Source organism: Streptosporangium saharense (assembly GCF_014203715.1).
In the GTDB taxonomy this organism is placed as follows: domain Bacteria; phylum Actinomycetota; class Actinomycetes; order Streptosporangiales; family Streptosporangiaceae; genus Streptosporangium; species Streptosporangium saharense.
Genome location: NZ_JACHJP010000009.1, coordinates 1 through 17,542, shown reverse-complemented (window position 1 = coordinate 17,542; position 17,542 = coordinate 1). Strand labels below are relative to the sequence as shown.

The 17,542-nt window shown below is 71.1% G+C and carries 17 protein-coding genes and 1 rRNA gene; 11 read left to right on the top strand and 7 right to left on the bottom strand.

The features are described 5' to 3' along the window. Together FHS44_RS30865 and FHS44_RS30860 are read left to right on the top strand one after the other, a co-directional pair. Nucleotides 1-975 carry a M24 family metallopeptidase gene (locus FHS44_RS30865; protein ID WP_184721113.1) on the top strand — a complete coding sequence of 325 codons (975 nt, stop codon included), beginning with the start codon at nucleotides 1-3 and terminating at the stop codon, nucleotides 973-975. Nucleotides 976-1,086: 111 nt separating this feature from the next. Beyond that, complete coding sequence (locus FHS44_RS30860) at nucleotides 1,087-2,364, top strand: alkaline phosphatase (RefSeq protein ID WP_184721111.1); 1,278 nt, start codon at nucleotides 1,087-1,089, stop codon at nucleotides 2,362-2,364. Here the strand turns inward: FHS44_RS30860 and FHS44_RS30855 are convergent. Then, nucleotides 2,361-3,017 carry a TetR/AcrR family transcriptional regulator gene (locus FHS44_RS30855; RefSeq protein ID WP_184721109.1) on the bottom strand — a complete coding sequence of 219 codons (657 nt, stop codon included), beginning with the start codon at nucleotides 3,015-3,017 and terminating at the stop codon, nucleotides 2,361-2,363. The two genes, FHS44_RS30860 and FHS44_RS30855, sit on opposite strands and share 4 nt — an antisense overlap. A 69-nt stretch (nucleotides 3,018-3,086) precedes the next feature. Between FHS44_RS30855 and FHS44_RS30850 the strand changes: the two genes are divergently transcribed. The 3 genes from FHS44_RS30850 to FHS44_RS30840 all read left to right on the top strand — a co-directional run bounded on the left by FHS44_RS30850 (nucleotide 3,087) and on the right by FHS44_RS30840 (nucleotide 5,615). Continuing rightward, entirely contained in the window at nucleotides 3,087-4,529 is a 1,443-nt protein-coding gene (locus FHS44_RS30850; RefSeq protein ID WP_184721107.1) for an MFS transporter, read from the top strand. Between the two features lie 20 nt (nucleotides 4,530-4,549). Next, a complete protein-coding gene (locus FHS44_RS30845; protein ID WP_184721105.1) occupies nucleotides 4,550-4,933 on the top strand; it encodes a cupin domain-containing protein in 384 nt (127 codons plus the stop codon). 106 nt (nucleotides 4,934-5,039) lie between these two features. Next, on the top strand, nucleotides 5,040-5,615 hold the full coding sequence (locus FHS44_RS30840) for a hypothetical protein (protein WP_184721103.1): 576 nt from the start codon (nucleotides 5,040-5,042) through the stop codon (nucleotides 5,613-5,615). A 10-nt stretch (nucleotides 5,616-5,625) separates the two neighbouring features. Here FHS44_RS30840 and thyX read toward each other — a convergent pair whose 3' ends face one another. The 3 genes from thyX to FHS44_RS30825 form a co-directional block, all read right to left on the bottom strand. Next, entirely contained in the window at nucleotides 5,626-6,351 is a 726-nt protein-coding gene (gene thyX / locus FHS44_RS30835; protein WP_184721101.1) for an FAD-dependent thymidylate synthase, read from the bottom strand. A gap of 63 nt (nucleotides 6,352-6,414) precedes the next feature. Further along, entirely contained in the window at nucleotides 6,415-7,530 is a 1,116-nt protein-coding gene (locus tag FHS44_RS30830) for an amidohydrolase family protein (protein WP_184721098.1), read from the bottom strand. A gap of 127 nt (nucleotides 7,531-7,657) precedes the next feature. Next, a complete protein-coding gene (locus FHS44_RS30825; RefSeq protein WP_184721096.1) occupies nucleotides 7,658-9,799 on the bottom strand; it encodes an anthranilate synthase component I in 2,142 nt (713 codons plus the stop codon). A gap of 322 nt (nucleotides 9,800-10,121) precedes the next feature. Between FHS44_RS30825 and FHS44_RS30820 the strand changes: the two genes are divergently transcribed. Further along, nucleotides 10,122-11,729 (top strand): CocE/NonD family hydrolase, encoded by a 1,608-nt coding sequence (locus FHS44_RS30820; RefSeq protein ID WP_184721095.1) that lies wholly within the window; start codon nucleotides 10,122-10,124, stop codon nucleotides 11,727-11,729. 24 nt (nucleotides 11,730-11,753) lie between these two features. Then, on the top strand, nucleotides 11,754-12,707 hold the full coding sequence (locus FHS44_RS30815) for a helix-turn-helix transcriptional regulator (RefSeq protein WP_184721093.1): 954 nt from the start codon (nucleotides 11,754-11,756) through the stop codon (nucleotides 12,705-12,707). Here the strand turns inward: FHS44_RS30815 and FHS44_RS30810 are convergent. Then, entirely contained in the window at nucleotides 12,704-13,618 is a 915-nt protein-coding gene (locus FHS44_RS30810) for an SDR family oxidoreductase (protein ID WP_184721091.1), read from the bottom strand. The two genes, FHS44_RS30815 and FHS44_RS30810, sit on opposite strands and share 4 nt — an antisense overlap. A gap of 77 nt (nucleotides 13,619-13,695) precedes the next feature. Beyond that, nucleotides 13,696-13,983, bottom strand: coding sequence for a hypothetical protein (locus tag FHS44_RS30805; RefSeq protein ID WP_184721089.1), 288 nt, complete (start codon nucleotides 13,981-13,983; stop codon nucleotides 13,696-13,698). Between the two features lie 246 nt (nucleotides 13,984-14,229). Here FHS44_RS30805 and FHS44_RS30800 point away from each other — a divergent pair, with 246 nt between their 5' ends. From FHS44_RS30800 to FHS44_RS30790, 4 genes are all read left to right on the top strand, one after another. After that, the gene (locus FHS44_RS30800; protein ID WP_184721087.1) at nucleotides 14,230-14,442 is read left to right on the top strand and encodes a DUF3311 domain-containing protein; all 213 of its coding nucleotides are present in this window, start codon (nucleotides 14,230-14,232) and stop codon (nucleotides 14,440-14,442) included. 3 nt (nucleotides 14,443-14,445) lie between these two features. Beyond that, nucleotides 14,446-16,047 carry a monocarboxylate uptake permease MctP gene (gene mctP / locus FHS44_RS30795; protein WP_312863876.1) on the top strand — a complete coding sequence of 534 codons (1,602 nt, stop codon included), beginning with the start codon at nucleotides 14,446-14,448 and terminating at the stop codon, nucleotides 16,045-16,047. 146 nt (nucleotides 16,048-16,193) lie between these two features. Continuing rightward, on the top strand, nucleotides 16,194-16,286 hold the full coding sequence (locus tag FHS44_RS42775) for a putative leader peptide (protein WP_364080238.1): 93 nt from the start codon (nucleotides 16,194-16,196) through the stop codon (nucleotides 16,284-16,286). A gap of 33 nt (nucleotides 16,287-16,319) precedes the next feature. Continuing rightward, nucleotides 16,320-17,240, top strand: coding sequence for a TauD/TfdA dioxygenase family protein (locus FHS44_RS30790; protein ID WP_184721086.1), 921 nt, complete (start codon nucleotides 16,320-16,322; stop codon nucleotides 17,238-17,240). Between the two features lie 230 nt (nucleotides 17,241-17,470). Here the strand turns inward: FHS44_RS30790 and rrf are convergent. After that, nucleotides 17,471-17,542: ribosomal RNA gene (gene rrf, locus FHS44_RS42845) — 5S ribosomal RNA — on the bottom strand; the annotation flags it as partial.

The window sequence follows — 17,542 nt, the reverse complement described above, 5'->3', positions numbered from 1 at the left end:
ATGATCGACGAGGTGCGGCTCAGGATGGCCGAGGAGGGGATCGACGCCCTGGTGTTACGCCCCTCCCCCGACTTTCGTTACCTGGGCGGGGAGGGGGAGGGCTTCCTCGTCCTGACCGGTGAGGGGCCACCCGCCCTGGTCGCCGGGCCGCTTGAGGCCGCGGCGCTCATCCCCTCCTCGGCGCGCCGGGTCGGGATCGACTCCGAGATGCGGGCGTGGGAGCTGTTCTCGCTGCGGATCGAGGCCGAACTCGTGCTGGCCTCCGCCGTACTGGCACCGCTGCGGCTGCGCAGGGGACCGCAGGAGCTGGCGGCGGCCGAGCGCGCCGCGACGGCCGCGGAGGCGGTGCTGCTCATGGCCCGTGAGCTGTCGTGGTTCGGGACGACCGAGCGGGCGATGGCGCGCAGGCTGTGGGCGATGATGGTCGAGACCGGGTGCGAGGAGGTGCTCTCCGTCGTCGTCGCGGCGGGCGAGCACACCGCGCTGGCCGGGCACACGCCGTGCGACCGCGTGATCAACCCCGGTGACGCGCTGCTGGTCTCGGTCTGCGGCCGGTGGAGCGGCTACTGCTCGGAGGTGGCCCGCGTCTTCGCGGTCGCCGAACCCCCCGAGGACTTCGAGGCGATGTACTCGGTGGTCCTCGCCGCGCAGAACGCGCTCCTGGACGCGCTGCGCCCCGGCCTGACCGCGGCGCAGGCGGGGCGGATCGCCCGGGAGGTGATCGAGGGCAGCGGCTACGGCAACTACGCGGCTCCCTGCCCGGGGCGCGGCATCGGCCTCGGGCACGAGGAGGACCCCCGCTTCCTGCCCGGCGACGAGACCGTGCTGGCCGAGGGCACCACGGTGTGCGTCGAGCCCGCGATCTACCTGCCCGAGCTGTTCGGCGCGCGGGTGGCCGACGTGGCCGTCTGCGCCCCGGGTGGTGCCCGTAGGCTCAGTCAGGGCTCCCGGTCCCTGTACGTCATCGACCACTGACCCTTCCAGGGAGGCGACACACCGGGGTCAGGAAGGTGCTGGCCGGCATCGCCGGTGTCGGCCAGGCTTGCGCGTGGGCGAAGCCGTTCCTTAGCGTCATGGGGGTTCCACATGGACTTCTCACACAGGCGGTGCCTGCTCACGGTCGCGGTCACCGCGGTGGTCACGGCGGCCGTCACGAGCGTGCTCACCCCCGTCCTGTTCGCCCGTTCCACCACGACCCCCGGCAACGGCCAGGACGTCCGCGCGACCAGTGTGATCCTCATCAACGGCGACGGCATGGCCGCGGCCCACCGCGAGGCCGCCCGCCTCTACCTCGCCGGGCTCGACGGCCGGCTCGCCATGGACCGGCTCCCCGTCTCCGGGCAGCTCACCACCAGCCCCCACGACCCCTCGGCGGCAGTCACCGACTCCGCCGCGGCGGCCACCGCGTGGGCGACCGGCGTCAGGACCTACAACGGCGCCACCGGCGTCGACGTGGACGGCAGGCCGCTTGCCGTACTCGGGCAGCAGGCCAAGGCGGCGGGAAAGTCCACCGGGCTGGTGACCACCGCCCAGGTCACCGACGCCAGCCCCGCCGCGTTCTTCTCCAGGACCGCCGACCGCTCGGCCCAGGACGAGATCGCCCGGCAGTACCTCACCTTCAGCAGGCCGGACGTCATCCTCGGCGGCGGCGAGGACTGGTGGCTGCCCAGGGGCGCCCCCGGCGCCTGGCCCGACAGGCCCGCCGAGGACCCCTCCGAGGGCAGCCGCGGCACCAGGGGCGACCTCGTCGAACAGGCGAGAAGGGACGGCTACCACTACGTCTCCAGCGCCGAGGGGCTCGCCTCCGCGCCGCGCGGCAGGCTGCTCGGCCTGTTCGCCAACGAGGAGATGTTCCAGCAGCGGCCGGAGGGCGAGGGCGACGTCTACGCCCCGCCCGTCGACCTGGCCACCATGACCGGCAAGGCTCTGGACATCCTTGGCGGCAACAGGAAGGGCTTCTTCCTCCTCGTCGAGGAGGAGGGTGTGGACGAGTTCTCCCACCACAACAACGCCACCCGGGTGCTGCAGTCCATGCGGTCCCTGGAGAGGACCGTCGAGGTCGCCCGCGCCTACGTGGCGACCCACCCCGACACGCTCCTGGTGGTCACCGGCGACCACGAGTGCGGCGGCCTGACCGTCGAGAACACCTCGGACACCGACGAGAGCGGCAGCGCCCCCTCGACCGAGGACGGCCCCTTCCCCGTCCACGGCAGCACCCTGAGGTTCGTCATGGACTGGACCACGACGGGTCACACCGGCGTCGACGTCCCGGTGACCGCGGAGGGACCTCTCGCCGAGCTGTTCACCGGCAAACACCCCAACACCCACCTGCACGACGTGCTCGCCAGAGCGCTCGGCATCTAGGGAAGCAGTCCCTCGACCAGCGCTTCGAGGCCCTGGCGATAGGTGTCCTGCGCGGTGAGCGTGGCCCACCTGCCGCCGATCGAGGCCAGCCTGGGCAGCGTCTCCTCGTCCAGGTCGGCGAAGACCCGTTCGCGGTGGGTCGGCCGGTCGTCGGCGGCGCGTCGGCGCCCCGCCGCCCTGATGATGATCTCCCCGGCCGTGTAGTACCAGATGGACCGGTAGGCGTGGACGGCCCGCTCGGGGGTGAGGCCGCAGGCCACGGCGGCATCGACGATGTTCTCCGCGTACCACAGCCCGGCGTCCGACATCAGGTCGTCGGCGACGAGGACCTCCACGACCCACGCGCACCCGGCGAGCGCGTCGTGCATCGCCAGCGCGGCGGTGACCAGCCGCTCACGGGGGTCCTCCGGCAGGGCCGGGCGCGCCAGCCCGGCGGCGTAGTCGTCGAGGAGCAGCAGCAGCAACTCCTCCTTGTCCTTGACGTGGTGGTAGAGCGCCATCGGCGTGCTGCCGACCTCCGCGGCCAGCCGCCGCATCGTCAGGCTTCCCACGCCGCCCTCCTCGACGACCCTGCGGGCGGCGGCCAGGACCTCCTCCCGGGAGATCCGTGGCGGCCTGCCCACCCGTGGGCGCTGCGGAACCGACTGTGCCATGGGGTCCATGATGGCCCACCCCACCCGGTTCCGTTGACGCCCACGCCCATGTCGGGCTAATTTTTATACATGTATAAAAAACCGGGGCTGATTCTGACCGCGGTGGCCGCCGCGCAGTTCATGGCGGCCCTCGACATATCGGTGGTCAACGTCGCTTTGCCCGCCATCCGCGTCGGCCTGGACTTCGGTCCCGCCCAGTTGCAGTGGGTGGTCCACGCCTACGCGCTCGCCTTCGGCGGCCTGCTGCTGCTCGGCGGCAGACTTTCCGACCTGTACGGCAGGCGCAGGCTCTTCGCCTCCGGCCTCGCCCTGTTCGGCCTGTCCTCCCTGGCCGGAGGGCTGGCGCAGTCGGCGGACCTGCTCGTGGCCGCCCGCGCGGTCCAGGGTGTGGCCGCCGCGGCCCTGGTCCCCGCCGCGCTGGCCATGCTGACGACGACCTTCCCCGAGGGGCCGTCCAGGACCAGGGCGCTGGGGGTGTGGAGCGCGGTCAACGCCGCGGGCGGAGCGACGGGAGTGCTCGCCGGAGGCCTGCTGACCGACCACGCCGGATGGCGCTGGGTGATGCTCGTCAACGTCCCCGTCGTGGTGGCAGCACTCGCGCTCGCCATGCTGGCCGTGCCCGCCGACCCGCCCCGCCCCCGGGGAGAGCGTCCCGACCTGCTCGGCGCGCTCCTCGGCACCTGCGGGGTGACCCTGCTGGTCCTCGGCGTCGTCCGCGCGGGAGAGGGGGGCTGGACCTCCCCGGCCACCCTGGGCACGCTCGTGGCGTCCGTGGCGCTGCTGACCGCCTTCGCCGGGGTCGAGGCCGCCAGGGCAGGGGGGCCGAGAACCCCGATGATCCGGCTCGGCCTGCTGCGGGACCGCTCGGTCGCCGGGGCCAACCTGTTCATCTTCCTGGCGGGCGCGGGCATGTTCGCCGCCTTCTACTTCGTCTCCCTCTACATGCAGGGCGTGCTGCGCATGAGCGCGACCGCGACGGGCCTGGCGTTCCTGCCCTTCACCTTCGGCACCGTGCTCGGAGCCGTGATCGCCACCAGGGTCTCCGCCCGCCACGCCCCCCGCGCCCTGCTGGTCCCCGGTGGCGCGCTCGCCGCGATCGGTTTCGGCTGGTTCAGCCTGATCGACCCCTCGGGGAGCTTCGCCGCCGACATCCTCGGCCCCTCGCTGGTCACCAGCGTCGGCCTCGGCATGTGCTTCGCCCCGCTGGCCGCGGCCGGGACAAGCGGCGTCGCGCCCCGCGAGGCGGGCATGGCCTCCGGGCTGCTCAACAGCTCACGACAGCTCGGCGGCTCCGTCGGCCTCGCCGTCCTCACCACCGTCGCCGCGGCCCGTACCGGAGCGGCCGCGACCCCCGAGGCCCTCACCTCGGGCTACTCCCTTGGCTTGGCCGTCTCCGGCCTCCTGCTCGCCGTCGCCGTCGCCGTCGCCCTGACCGTCCTGCCCAGGCCGGGCCGTACGGCACCGCCGACCGCCTCCACGTCCCCGCGGGAACCCGCGGCGACCCACGGATAACAGAGAGAGGAACCCATCTCATGAACCCCATCGACATGTTCGCCCTCGGCATCAACCTCAACGACGACGGGACGGTCCTGCCGGGACCACGGCGGATGAGCGGCGACTCCGACGGCTGGACCGTCGCCGCCTTCCACGTCGAGACCGACGAGGACGTCCACGGCGACCACTGGGAGATGCATCCCGAGGCCGACGAGGCGGTGTGCGTGCTGAACGGCGGAGCCCGCCTCTACCTGCGGCCCGAGGACGGCCAGGAGGAGCCCCAGGAGCCGGTCACGCTCACCTCGGGAACGGCCTTCGTCGTCCCGCGCGGCCGCTGGCACCGCCTCGAACTCGACGGCCCCAGCGACCTGATGTCCATCACCCTGCGCCGTGGCACCCGCCTGGAGAGGCGCCTGGCGTGAAAGCCGGGGAGGCTGTACGGCCTTGTACGGACATATGGCCTCCCCTTCACCGGGGGTGGGACCCGACCTGATCCTCAGGACACACCCCGTCCTCGAAAGGGTCGCCATGTTCCCATCAGGATCGTCACGTCACACCGCCGCCAGGGCACTCGCCTGCGCCACACTGGCCCTCCTCCCGCTGCTCGCCGTACCCGCGACACCGCAGGCCGCGCACGCCGACACCGCGGGCGCCCTGGCCGCCTGCCGCCGCGGCGAGGCGGCCGACGTCAGCACCAGCGACTTCAGGGTCTACGGCAACGGCGGCGGGGGCATCCCCGGCGGCGCCAACCCGCCCAACCTCCTCCAGAACGGCGACGTCTTCCTCCTGCTGCCGTCCCACTACTACAGGGTCAAGTTCGACAGCTGGCCCTGGGGACCGAGCTACCTGGAGGACGGCAACGGCGTCACGGCGCCGAGCGGCTGGCCGTACCCGGGGTCGCTGGAGTACTCCGCGATCCTGCGGTTCAACAACAACCCCGGCGGCTGGGTGGGGCCGGTCCACCAGGCGACTGCGTTCGCCGGCTGCACGGTCTGGTCGGGACCGCCCGTCCGGCTGCTGTTCGGCGTCAACGACCCCAACCCCGGCGACAACAGCGGCTACTGGTCCTTTGGCTTCTACCTCTACCAGGCCTCCGCCCACTGAGGAGAAACCGCTAGGGAGCGACCCTGCCGTTGGCCACGAAGGCGGCGTGGGTCAGGGGCATGAGCCCCGCCCAGGCCGCCTCCATCCGCTCGGCGACCATCTCGATCTCCCGCTGCGGGAACGACGGCACCTTGGCCTGCTCGCTCTTGGTGCGCAGCGACAGGAAGTGCATCAGCGAACGGGCGTTGCACGTCGCGTACATCGAGGAGAACAGCCCGACCGGCAGCACGGCCCTGGCCACCTCACGGGCGATCCCGGCCTCCAGCATCTCCCGGTATGCCTCGTAGGAGCTCCGGTAGGCCGACTCCATCACCTCCACGGCGATCTTGTGCTGCTTCTCGGTGCCATCGACGAAGACGTACTTGCCCGGCCGCCCCTCCTGCACCAGTTTGCGCTCGGGACCGGGAATGTAGAAATCAGGCTGAAGCTCCCTGTATCTCCCGCTCTCCTCGTTGTAAGACCATCCAACCCTGTGGCGTTGGAACTCACGGAAGACGAAGATCGGCGCCTTGACCAGGAAGGTCATGGAGTTGTGCTCGAAGGGGGTGCCGTGGCGGTCGCGCATCAGGAAGTTGATGAGGCCCTTCGAACGCTCGGGGTCCTTGTTGATCTCCTCGATGGACTGCTCCCCCGCGGTGGACACCCGGGCCGCCCAGAGCACGTCGGAGTCCGAGGCGCTGTGCTTGACCAGCTCGACGGTGACGTCGTCGAGAAAACGGGGCCTGCTGTCTTCCACGGGCGAAGACCTCCTGTGTCGGGGTTGGGCGGGTCAACCTTACCGTCGCGCCCCCGGCCACCTTCAAAGGCGGTAGACGCGGCGCGCGTTGCCCGAGCCGACCATCAGGGCCACCCGCGCGGCGTCCGGGACGCTCCACTCCCCCGCCGCCAGCCGTACGGCGAGCGCCCCCGCGAGGCCGCGCCGCCAGTGGAGCGCGCCCAGGTGGCAGCTCTCCGCGGCGCCCCTGCCACCGGAGCCGAACAGCTGCTTGTGGAACGGGACCAGCTCAAGCAGCCGCCCGACGGCGGCGGCCCCCGAGGCGGCGTGGGCGGGGACGGAGCCGACGTCCACGTAGACGTGCGGGAAGGTGGCCGCCAGGTGGAGGGCCTCCCCGTCGAGGGGGCCCAGCAGCACGACGGGCACGCCGAACTGCTGGGTCGCCCCGAGGAAGGCGGCCAGCGCGCGGTGCGGGCCGTACCTCGGAAGATGGAAGCGGACCGGCAGGCCGCGTTCCCTGGCCGCGTCGAAGGCCGCCCAGAGCAGGTGGCGCAGCAGGACGGGGTCGGTGAGCTCCTCCTTCGGGGCGGCGAGGCGGCGGTTGGCCGCCGCGATCACCGCTCCCCGGCTCGGTCGTGCCGCGTCGAAGACCACGGGGAGGGTCGCAGTGAAAGCCACGGCCCGGGAAACCAGGTCGGCCAGGGCGTGGTTGAGGTCGGAGATGTAGGAGACGCCGGAGACCGCGGAGATCGCCACTGCCTGTTCGGCCCGTTCGACCCCGGCGACCTCACCGGCCGCGGCGCCGTCGAGACGGCAGATCTCCTCCGCGGGCAGCAGTTCCGGGCCGTCCCGCCCGGTGTCCACGAGGAAGGCCGTGATCCTCGCGGCGCGCAGCAGCCGCCGGTTGACCTCGGCGGCGCCGAGTTCGGCCCTGCGTGCCAGGTAGACGGCCGGGGGGACGTGCGGGTCGAGGCCGAGGACCGGCGCGCACCAGCGGCGGACCGCCAGCCCGGCCGGGGTGTCGAAGTGGGTGGTGCCCGGGGGCGCGGGGGCGTCCGCCACGGTGATCAGCGTCTCGAAGCGGGCGCGGGTCAGGTCGTCGCCGCGCACCGGATGGAAGTCGTGGTCGACCAGCGGGGCCAGGACGGCCTCCCTGACCGCGTCGGGCAGCTCGACGGGGAGTGTGTCACCCGCTCTCATGCCGTTCTTCCTCCCCGAACACGGAAACGACCACGGGCGAACCGGCATCGCGATCCGCCCGTGGTCTGGCACCAACCTCACACCAGGAGCAGCACTCTACGGCTACCCGGCGTGATCGGGTGTGTCTTTAGCGAGAGGTCCGGCAGAGTCTCAGCACGTTGGCGATGATCCTCGCCCCGGCGCCACCCTCCGCAGTGAGGATCGACTCGGGATGGAACTGTACGGCGAAGCGCCGCCTTTCCACGTCCTCGATCGCCATGACGGCGCCGTCCGGGGTGAGGGCGGTGGGGGTGAAGCCCGCGACCCCCGGCTGCTTGGCGTGCAGCGAGTGGTAGCGGGCGGCGGTGAACTCCTCGGGCAGGCCCTCAAGAAGCGCGCTCTCGCCGAGCCGCCTGACCCTGCCCCGCTTGCCGTGCTCGGGGTAGGACAGCAGTTCGAGGGAGCCGCCCGCCTGCTCGACCATGCCCTGCAGGCCGAGACAGACGCCGAAGACCGGCAGGTCCCGCTCGTAGAGCGCCTCGATGAGACCGGTCAGGCCGAAGTCGGAGGGCCAGCCGGGACCGGGGGACAGCACAACGAGCGACGGCGCGATCTCGTCGATCATCGTCGCCGGGAAGCCGTGCCTGAGCGTGACGACCTCGGCGCCCTGCTGGCGGAAGTAGTCGGCCAGCGTGTTGACGAATGAGTCCTCGTGGTCGACGAGCAGCACCTTCACGCCCTCGCCCGGCCGCTCGGTGGTCTTCTCCTCGACAACCTCGACCCGCTGCCCCGCGCCGACGGTGGCCAGGGCGCCGAGCAGGGCGCTCGCCTTGAGCTCGGTCTCCCGCTCCTCGGCGTCGGGGTCGGAGTCGAACAGCAGCGTGGCGCCCGCCCTGACGGTGGCGACGCCGCCACGGATCTGCGCGGTGCGCAGGGTCAGGCCGGTGTTCATCGAGCCGTCGAAGCCGATGTAGCCGACCGCGCCGCCGTACCAGCGCCTGGTGGTGGCCTCGTGGTCCTCGATGAACTGCATCGCCCAGGTCTTTGGGGCGCCGGTGACGGTGACGGCCCACATGTGGGTGAGGAAGGCGTCCAGCGCGTCGAAGCCGGGGCGCAGGCGGCCCTCGATGTGGTCCACGGTGTGGATGAGGCGCGAGTACATCTCGATCTGGCGCCTGCCGATGACCTGGACGCTCCCCGGCACACAGATGCGGGACTTGTCGTTGCGGTCCACGTCGGTGCACATGGTCAGCTCCGACTCCTCCTTCACGCTGGAGAGGAGGGTGCGGATCGCGTCGGCGTCCTCGATCGGGGTGCTGCCGCGCGCGATGGTGCCGGAGATCGGGCAGGTCTCGACGCGGTCGCCGTTGACCCTGACGTACATCTCCGGGGAGGCGCCGACGAGGTGCTCGTCCTCACCGAGGTTGAACAGGAACTCGTAGGGCGCGGGGTTGACCTTGCGCAGCGTCCGGTAGAAGGCGGCCGGGTCGGTGCAGGCCGCGTGGAAGACCTGGCCGGGCACGACCTCGAACAGGTCGCCGCGGACGAACTTCTCCTTGGCCGCGGCGACGACCTTGGCGTAGGTGCCCCGCTCCGGGTCGGCGGGCAGTTCCGTCGGCGTGGGGGGCAGCGGGACGTTCTCCCCCTCGCGGGGCAGGTCCCGGGTCGAGACGCCGTCCACGGTGAACTCGTAGCGGAACTCCTTGCTGGTCTCCCGCTTGCGGTCGATGACCATCACCCGGTCGGGCAGGTGCAGGACAAGGTCGCGCTGGTCCTTCGCGCGGGTGAGCACCTGCCTGATCGGCTCGAACTGGAAGGCCAGGTCGTAGCCGAAGGCGCCGTAGAGCCCCAGGTGCTCATCCTGGCCCGCGAAGGCCGCGACCACCTCGCGGATCGCGGTGAAGACCGTGGGGCGGCGGCTGCGCAGCTCCTCGGGGAGGATGTCCTCCGACTCGGCGACGTGGACCTCGACGTGGTCGGCGGTCGGCTCACCGGTCGGCTTGCCCGCGGCCAGCAGGCAGGAGGCGACGGCGGGCAGCACGACCCGGCCACGGGCGTTCAGCGCGCGGGCGGAGATCCTGCGCCCCCTGGCCACGATCTCCAGGCAGGGATCGACGTAGGCGAGGTGCCACCGGCTGTAGCGGCCTGGGTACTCCATCCCGGAGGAGAGCACACCGCCCCGGCGCTCACCGAGCGTCGTGACGACATCCTCAAGCATCGTCTCGGGCACGTCGGAGGCGGTGACCTCGACCTCTATGCCGCCCGCGGTGGTATATCCGCTCGTCTCCACTACTGCCTCGTCCCTCTTGGTTCTCCTGGGCCCTCAAAGAGGCGGCGGACGCAGAAAAGGCCGCCTCACTCGGGGCGGCCGTCCGTCTGCTCTCGCGAATGCGAAACCCGCGCCGCCTAGAAGCGGCGCCACCACTGCTGGGTGTCAAGGTGTCGCATGCCACAAGCCTAGCGGCGGGAGCTGTGATCATGCAACGTCGCCGTTCCTTCCCGGCGTGGCGTACGGGACCATCCCTCCGCTGTCGGCACAAAGGTGGTCAGCACTGTTACCAACGGGTAAACCAGCGAGTAAGGTATGCAAAAGGCCAGGTGAGGAGGGCCGCATGACGATCACATGGCCGCGTGTCGCACACCGGGTCACGATCCAGCGCGACCTCCCGGTGCCCATGGCCGACGGGGTCACCCTGCTCGCCGACCGCTACGTGCCCGTCGGTGCCGTGCGCCCGCCGACCATCCTGGTCCGCTCGCCGTACGGCAGACGGGGGATGTTCGGGTTCGCCTACGGCAGGACGTTCGCCCGGCACGGGTTCCAGGTCGTGCTGCAGAGCTGCCGGGGCGGGTTCGGCTCCGGCGGGATGCTCGACCCGCTCGGCGACGAGCACGACGACGGCCTTGCCACCCTCGCCTGGCTGCGCGCCCAGCCGTGGTACGGCGGAAGCCTCGCGATGCACGGCCCCTCCTACCTGGGCTACACCCAGTGGGCGATCGCCCCCTTCGCCGGACCCGACCTGAGGGCCATGGCGACCTCGGTCACCGCCTCCCAGTTCCGCGACGCCGCCTACGTGGGCGGGGCGTTCGCGCTGGAGTCCACGCTGATGTGGATCACGCTGACCGTCTCGGTCGACGGCCCGTTCGGCGGGGCCGCGGCCCTTCTGGCGCCGCGCAGGACCAGACGGGCCGCGCTGTCGGGGCGGCCGCTCGGGGAGATGGACACGCTGTCGGCGGGCCGGGACCTGCCGTTCTTCCAGGAGGTGCTGTCCCACCACGCCGATCCCGAGACGTACTGGGCGACGCGCGACTTCTCCGCCTCCGTCGGCGAGGTCGAGGCCGCGGTCACCATGGTCGGCGGCTGGTACGACGTGTTCCTGCCCTGGCAGCTCAAGGACTACGCGGCGATGCGGGCCGCGGGCAGGCGCCCCTACCTGACGATCGGGCCGTGGTACCACACCGACCTCCGGCACGGCAGGGCGGCCAACGCCGACGCGCTCGCCTGGTTCAGGGCGCACCTGCTCGGCGACCCCTCGGGTCTGCGGGAGCAGCCGGTCAGGCTGTACGTGACGGGCGCGGGCGAGTGGCGCGACTACCCCGACTGGCCGGTTCCCGGCATGCGGGAGCGGCGCTGGCACCTGCAGCCCGGCCTCGCCCTGTCCCCGGACAACCCCTCCCCCGGCGAGCCCGACCGCTACCGCTACGACCCCGCGCACCCGACCCCCGCGCTGGGCGGGGTCGTGCTGCTGGGCAACTCCGAGCCGCGTGACAACTGGCGCCTGGAAGCCCGCCGTGACGTGCTCGTCTACACCGGGCCCGAGCTGCGCGAGGACACCGACATGATCGGCCCGGTCCGCGCCGAGCTGTACGTCAGGACGAGCACCGAGCACGCCGACGTGGTCGTCCGCGTCTGCGACGTGCACCCGGACGGCACCTCCTACGACGTGTGCGACGGGGTGCGGCGGCTGGTCCCCGGCTCTCCCCTGCCCGACGCGGACGGCGTGCGCCGGGTCCTGGTGGACCTGTGGCCGATCGGCCACCGCTTCCGCAGGGGTCACCGCGTCCGCCTGCAGGTCGCGGGCGGCGCCTACCCCCGCATCGCCCGCAACCTCGGCACCGGGGAGCCGCTGGGCACCGGCAGCGCGATGGTCGCCTGCGAGCACGAGGTCTTCCACGACCCCGCCCACCCCTCCGCGGTCATCCTGCCGCTGGTGACCGGCTGAGGCGGGGGCGGTTAGGGTCGGGGGATGCGCGCGGCCAGGCTGATGTCGTTGGTGCTGCTGCTCCAGGCCCGGGGCGGGATGACCGCCGCCGAGTTGTCCGAGGAGCTTGAGGTCTCCGAGCGGACCGTCCACCGGGACGTGCTTGCCCTGTCGGAGGCCGGGATCCCGGTCTACGCCGACCGGGGCAGGGGCGGCGGTTACCGGCTGCTCGACGGCTACCGCACCCGCCTCACCGGTCTCGACCGGGCGCAGGCGCAGGCCCTGTTCCTGTCCGGCGTGCCCGACGCGCTGCGCGAGATGGGTCTTGAGGAGGTCGGGGCCGTGGCGCGGCTGAAGGCGTCGGCCGCGCTGCCCCCGGACGTGCGGGACGCCCAGGCGGGCGCGGCGCAGCGCTTCCACCTGGACGCCCCCGGCTGGTTCGCCCGCGACCGGCCGCCCCCCGAGTCCCTGTTGCCGCTGGCCAGGGCGGTGTGGGGCGACCATCCGGTGACGGCCGTCTACCGGGGCGCCAGGCGGACCCTGGAACCGTACGGCCTGGTGCTCAAGGCGGGGGTCTGGTACGTGGCGACCCGTTCGGTGATCCACCGGGTCGGGCGGCTCAGCGAGGTCGAGGTCCACGCCGACCGGTGCTTCACCCGTGACCCCGGCTTCGACCTGGCCGCCTTCTGGACCGGGCGCGCCGCCGAGTTCGCCCGCTCCCTGCTCACCACCCGGGTGACCGTACGGCTCAGCCCCGAGGGCCTGCGCGCGCTGCCCGTCTTCGCCGACCCCGCGGCCCTCGACGACGCCCTCGCCTCCGCCGGGGAACCCGACGAGCGGGGATGGGTCACACTCTCCCTGCCCGTGGAGTCCCCCGAGGTCGCCTACTCGCAGATCATCAGGTTCGGCCCGGAGGCCGAGGTCCTCGACCCGCCGTCCCTGCGCACCCGCCTGGCCGAGGCCGCCACCCGACTGCACGGCCTGTACGGCCCCGCCTAGCGGTAACCGGTCGCGTCCGCCGGTTTGCCCCGGTCCTGGACCTCGACGACGTAGCGCCAGGCGTCCGGGCGGCTGCCGTCCACGTCGGTGAAACCGTAGACCTGGGCCAACCGCCCGCTGGAGAGGGACTGTCCCGACCAGCGGGCACGGTCGGGGTCGGCGGCCAGGGCGACGACCGCGCGCCCGGTGTAGGCGGGCGACTCCGAGATCACGAAGTGCGGCTCCCTGACGAGGGCGTCCCGCCAGGTCTCCTCGGTGACGCCGTAGTGTTCGAGCATCATCTCCGAACGCAGCCAGCCCGGCGTGAGGGAGACCGCCGCGCAGCCGTACGGCCCGAGCTCGTGGGCCTGGGAGAAGGCCAGCCGGTTGACCGAGACCTTGGCCAGGTCGTAGAAGAACGAGACGCGGTAGTTGGCGGCGTTGTACTCGGCGGTCCCGTCGGTCACCTCGACGACCAGGCCACCGGGGTTCCTGGTCAGCAGGGGCAGCGCGTGGTGGCTGGTGATGACGTGGGTGTCGATCGCCAGCCTGAGCAGGCGCAGGCCGTCTTCGAGCGGGTGCTTCCAGAGCGGGATGTCCCAGGCCGCCAGCGGGTCGCCGCCCCAGATGTCGTTGACGAGCAGGTCGAGTCTGCCCTGCTCGCGGTCGATCCGCTCGACCAGGGCCCGCACCTGCTCGGACTCCAGATGGTCCACCTGTACGGCGACGCCCCTGCCGCCCGCCCGGGTCACCAGCTCGGCCGTCTCCTCGATGGTCTCGGGGCGGTTCATCTCCGAGCGGTGCCGCCTAGTCGTCCTGCCCGTGCAGTAGACCGTGGCCCCCGCCTCACCGAGCGCCGTCGCGATGGCCCTGCCCGTCCCCCGTGTCGCCCCGGCGACGAGGGCGACCTTTTCTCGCAGTGTCGTGTGCATGAGATCGACCCTCTCCAAGAAAGAGGACACCTCATGTCATGTTTTCCCGCCGCCCTCGTCGAGGAGGCGGGGGCCGGTCACCCGATGGCGTCGACGAAGCGCCGCGCGTCGGGCTCGGTCATGCCGGTCTCGCCCCTGACGAGCAGTACGGCCTGCTCGGCACGGCCGGAGACCTTGAGGTCGTGGACCCGGGAGGCCAGGTCGGCGCCGCCACGCGAGGAAGAAGTGTTCGCAGGATGCGGAAGGAATGTCGCGGGCCGGGCCGCGCGCCGTACGAGAAGGACGAGACCGGTGACGATCGCGCCGAAGAACAGGATGAGAAGCAGACCGAGGATGAGCAGTTCCGTTGGCCCTAAATTCGGCATGTTCCCAGCATATTGCGAATTCCGTTCATGGGGCTTCGGCCGGTGAATCCGGTCAGGACAGCCGACAGGCGCACATCTCCGGCAACGGTCCGGGTCACCGGAGGTGACGGCTACCGTTCGCCGCGCAAAGCACCCCGTTCGGCGCTCCGTGATCGCAATGAAACGACCACGTAATTACGCTTCCGGTCAGCCGAAGGAGTCAACCCCCCATTCGGTTGTCCGTTCTCCAGCCCCGAGGAGACCGTATTGACCACTCCTGACAGGAAGAGAAGCGACCGCAGCCCGTGGAACTGGCTGCTGGCCATCCCGATCGTCGTGCCTTTGCTGCCCTTTCTCTACAACGCCCTCGATCCCCGCCTGCTCGGTTTCCCACGGTTCTACTGGCTGCAGCTCGCCTTCGTTCCCCTCGGCGTCGTCTGCACCACGGCCGTCTACCGGCTGACCAAGCGGAGGCGGTGACCCGTGAGCGCGCACCTGACCGAGATCATCGTCTTCACCGCGCTGTTCCTGACCGTCAGCGGCATGGGGTTCGTCGCCTCCCGCTGGCGCCGCCCGCACAGCCTCGCCAGCCTGGACGAATGGGGACTCGGCGGCCGGAGCTTCGGCTCGTGGGTCACCTGGTTCCTGATCGGCGGCGACCTCTACACCGCCTACACCTTCGTGGCCGTACCCGCCCTGCTCTGGGGAGCGGGCGCGGCCGGTTTCTTCGCGATGCCGTACACGGTCATCACCTATCCGCTCGTGTTCCTGGTGCTGCTGCGGCTCTGGTCGGTCTCGCACGTGCACGGGTTCGTGACGCCCGCCGACTTCGTCAGGGTCCGCTTCGGCTCCCCGACGCTGGCGCTGCTCATCGCGATCACCGGCATCGTGGCGACCATGCCCTACATCGCGCTCCAGCTCGTCGGCATCGAGGCGGTGCTGAAGTCGATGGGCGTCACCGGACACCTGCCGATCATCATCGCCTTCGCCATCCTCGCCGCCTACACCTACCAGTCGGGGCTGCGCGCCCCGGCGCTGATCGCCTTCGTCAAGGACGCGCTGATCTACGTCGTGATCCTGACCGCCGTCGTCGTGATCCCGCTGAAGCTCGGAGGGTGGGGCTCGATCTTCGACGCGGCCGAGGCCAAGTTCGCCGCCACGCCCGCGCCGGGCGACGGCATCCTGCTCGGCAGCGGCAACCAACTGCAGTACATCACGCTCGCGCTGGGCTCGGCGCTGGCGCTGTTCCTCTACCCGCACAGCGTCACCGGCGTGCTGGCCTCGCGCAACCGTGACGTGATCAAGCGCAACATGTCCGCGCTGCCCGCCTACAGCCTGCTGCTCGGCCTGATCGCACTGCTCGGCTACATGGCGATCGCGGCCGGGGTGAAGCCGGTCGTGACGGACGGAAGACCCGACAACAACACCATCGTCCCCCAGTTGTTCGACCAGATGTTCCCCGACTGGTTCACCGGCGTCGCCTACGCGGCGGTCGGCATCGGCGCGCTGGTCCCGGCGGCGATCATGTCGATCGCCGCGGCGAACCTGTTCACCAGGAACATCTACCGCGAGTTCCTGAGGCCCGACGCGAGCGACGCCGACGAGGCCAGGGTCTCGAAGATCGTGTCCCTGCTCGTCAAGGTCGGCGCGGTGCTGTTCATCCTGTTCCTGGACACGGGCTTCTCCATCGACCTCCAGCTCGTCGGCGGCGTCATCATCCTGCAGACGCTGCCCTCGGTGGGACTCGGCCTCTACACCCGCTGGTTCCACCGGGGCGGCCTGGTCGCCGGGTGGGCCGCGGGCATGGCCGCCGGGGTGCTGATGCTCTACAGCATCGGCAACCCGGCGACCGGCAAGGCGCACTTCGCCGGATCGGCGTTCCCGCTGAGCAACCTGGGCCTGGACACCAAGGTGACGGTCTACGCGGGCCTGCTCGCCCTGGCCGTCAACCTGCTCGTCGCCGTCCTCGGCACCCTCGTCGCCCGTACGGCGGGGCTCGCCGACGGCGGGGACCTCACCCAGCCCGACCACTACGGCGCGGACGAGGGTGACCCTCGGGTCAGGGATCTCGACCTCGTCGGCTGACATCCGGTACGGCTCCGCCTGGTTCGTCCCCGCTCACCGGGGGCGAACCAGGCTCATTCCATGGGGGCGAACCAGGCTCCAGCAATAACCCTTATTTCCTACCGTATTAGTTGACAATTATCGGCGGGGAAGCCTACCGTGAGGGCATGACCTCCCCGCTGTACCTCACGACACGAGGTCACGTGGACCTCTGCCGCGTGGCCAGCGCGCTGTGTCCTTCCGCCCGGTTCCGATCCTGAGAAGATCCGTTGGCTCGTTGGAAGGAAGACACGATGTCGTCACTCGTCATCACCCCCGTCGCCGGACGCGTCGGCGCCGAGATAGTCGGCGTCCAGCTCGGTGGTGACCTGCCCGCCGGGACCGTCAAGGAGATCCGCGCGGCCCTGCTCCGCCACAAGGTGATCTTCTTCCGTGGTCAGAAACACCTCGACGAGTCCGGTCAGGTGGCCTTCGCCCGTCTGCTCGGCCCGCTGACCACGGCCCACCCGACCGTCCCCGCCCTCAACGACGACCTCCCCATCCTCGACCTGGACTACAGCGGCGGGCAGAAGGTCGACCGGTGGCACACCGACGTCACGTTCGTCGACCGTCCGCCGCTCGCCTCGGTGCTGCGGGCCGTCGTCGTCCCTCCCGCGGGAGGCGACACCCTGTGGGCCAACACGGTGGCCGCCTACGAGAACCTCCCCTCCGAGCTGGCGAGGCTGCTCGACGGGCTGCGCGCCGTACACACCAACCAGTTCGACTACGCGCGGGTCAGCACCTCCGACGACCCGGAGAAGGCGCGGAAGTACGCCGAGGTCTTCTCCTCGATCACGTTCGAGACCGAGCATCCCGTCGTGCGCGTCCACCCGGAGACCGGGGAGCGCTCGATCCTGCTCGGCGACTTCGCCAGACGGATCATCGGCCTGCCCAACGACGTGTCGGCCTCACTGATCCGCCTGATCCAGGAGCAGGTCACGCTGGCGGAGAACACCGTCCGCTGGCGCTGGGCTCCCGGCGACGTCGCCGTCTGGGACAACCGGGCGACCCAGCACCGGGTCGTGCACGACTTCGGGGCGCAGCCGCGTCGCCTGCACCGGGTCACCGTCGCCGGTGACGTCCCGGTGGGCATCGACGGCCGGCCGAGCGAGGTACTGTCCGGCGACGCCTCGATCTACTCGCCCATCGCTTCCGTCACACCCGTCGCCGCCTGACCGGGACCGTCTGACAGGGGCACAGTCCCCTCGGGTATGGCACGCACTCCGCCGCCTTGCCCTCCGAAGCAAGCCCGCCCGGCTCCTCCTCCACCGGGCGGGCTTATTCGATTCCCGGACGGTCCTATTTTTGGGCACAAAAAAGGGGGGCCGCAGCCCCCCACACACTGTCCACACGCAAAAACAAAGGAAGGGCCACCCTCAACAGGTGACCCTCCCCTCAAAAGATTGTCCGGCGGCGACCTACTCTCCCACACCGTCCCCGGTGCAGTACCATCGGCGCTGAAGAGCTTAACTTCCGG

Bases quoted from the DNA above. Each gene is read 5' to 3' on its own strand.
- FHS44_RS30865 (WP_184721113.1), top strand. From the start codon at position 1: ATGATCGACGAGGTGCGGCTCAGGATGGCCGAGGAGGGGATCGACGCC.
- FHS44_RS30860 (WP_184721111.1), top strand. From the start codon at position 1,087: ATGGACTTCTCACACAGGCGGTGCCTGCTCACGGTCGCGGTCACCGCG.
- FHS44_RS30855 (WP_184721109.1), bottom strand. From the start codon at position 3,017: ATGGCACAGTCGGTTCCGCAGCGCCCACGGGTGGGCAGGCCGCCACGG.
- FHS44_RS30850 (WP_184721107.1), top strand. From the start codon at position 3,087: ATGTATAAAAAACCGGGGCTGATTCTGACCGCGGTGGCCGCCGCGCAG.
- FHS44_RS30845 (WP_184721105.1), top strand. From the start codon at position 4,550: ATGAACCCCATCGACATGTTCGCCCTCGGCATCAACCTCAACGACGAC.
- FHS44_RS30840 (WP_184721103.1), top strand. From the start codon at position 5,040: ATGTTCCCATCAGGATCGTCACGTCACACCGCCGCCAGGGCACTCGCC.
- FHS44_RS30830 (WP_184721098.1), bottom strand. From the start codon at position 7,530: ATGAGAGCGGGTGACACACTCCCCGTCGAGCTGCCCGACGCGGTCAGG.
- FHS44_RS30820 (WP_184721095.1), top strand. From the start codon at position 10,122: ATGACGATCACATGGCCGCGTGTCGCACACCGGGTCACGATCCAGCGC.
- FHS44_RS30815 (WP_184721093.1), top strand. From the start codon at position 11,754: ATGCGCGCGGCCAGGCTGATGTCGTTGGTGCTGCTGCTCCAGGCCCGG.
- FHS44_RS30810 (WP_184721091.1), bottom strand. From the start codon at position 13,618: ATGCACACGACACTGCGAGAAAAGGTCGCCCTCGTCGCCGGGGCGACA.
- FHS44_RS30805 (WP_184721089.1), bottom strand. From the start codon at position 13,983: ATGCCGAATTTAGGGCCAACGGAACTGCTCATCCTCGGTCTGCTTCTC.
- FHS44_RS42775 (WP_364080238.1), top strand. From the start codon at position 16,194: ATGACCTCCCCGCTGTACCTCACGACACGAGGTCACGTGGACCTCTGC.
- FHS44_RS30790 (WP_184721086.1), top strand. From the start codon at position 16,320: ATGTCGTCACTCGTCATCACCCCCGTCGCCGGACGCGTCGGCGCCGAG.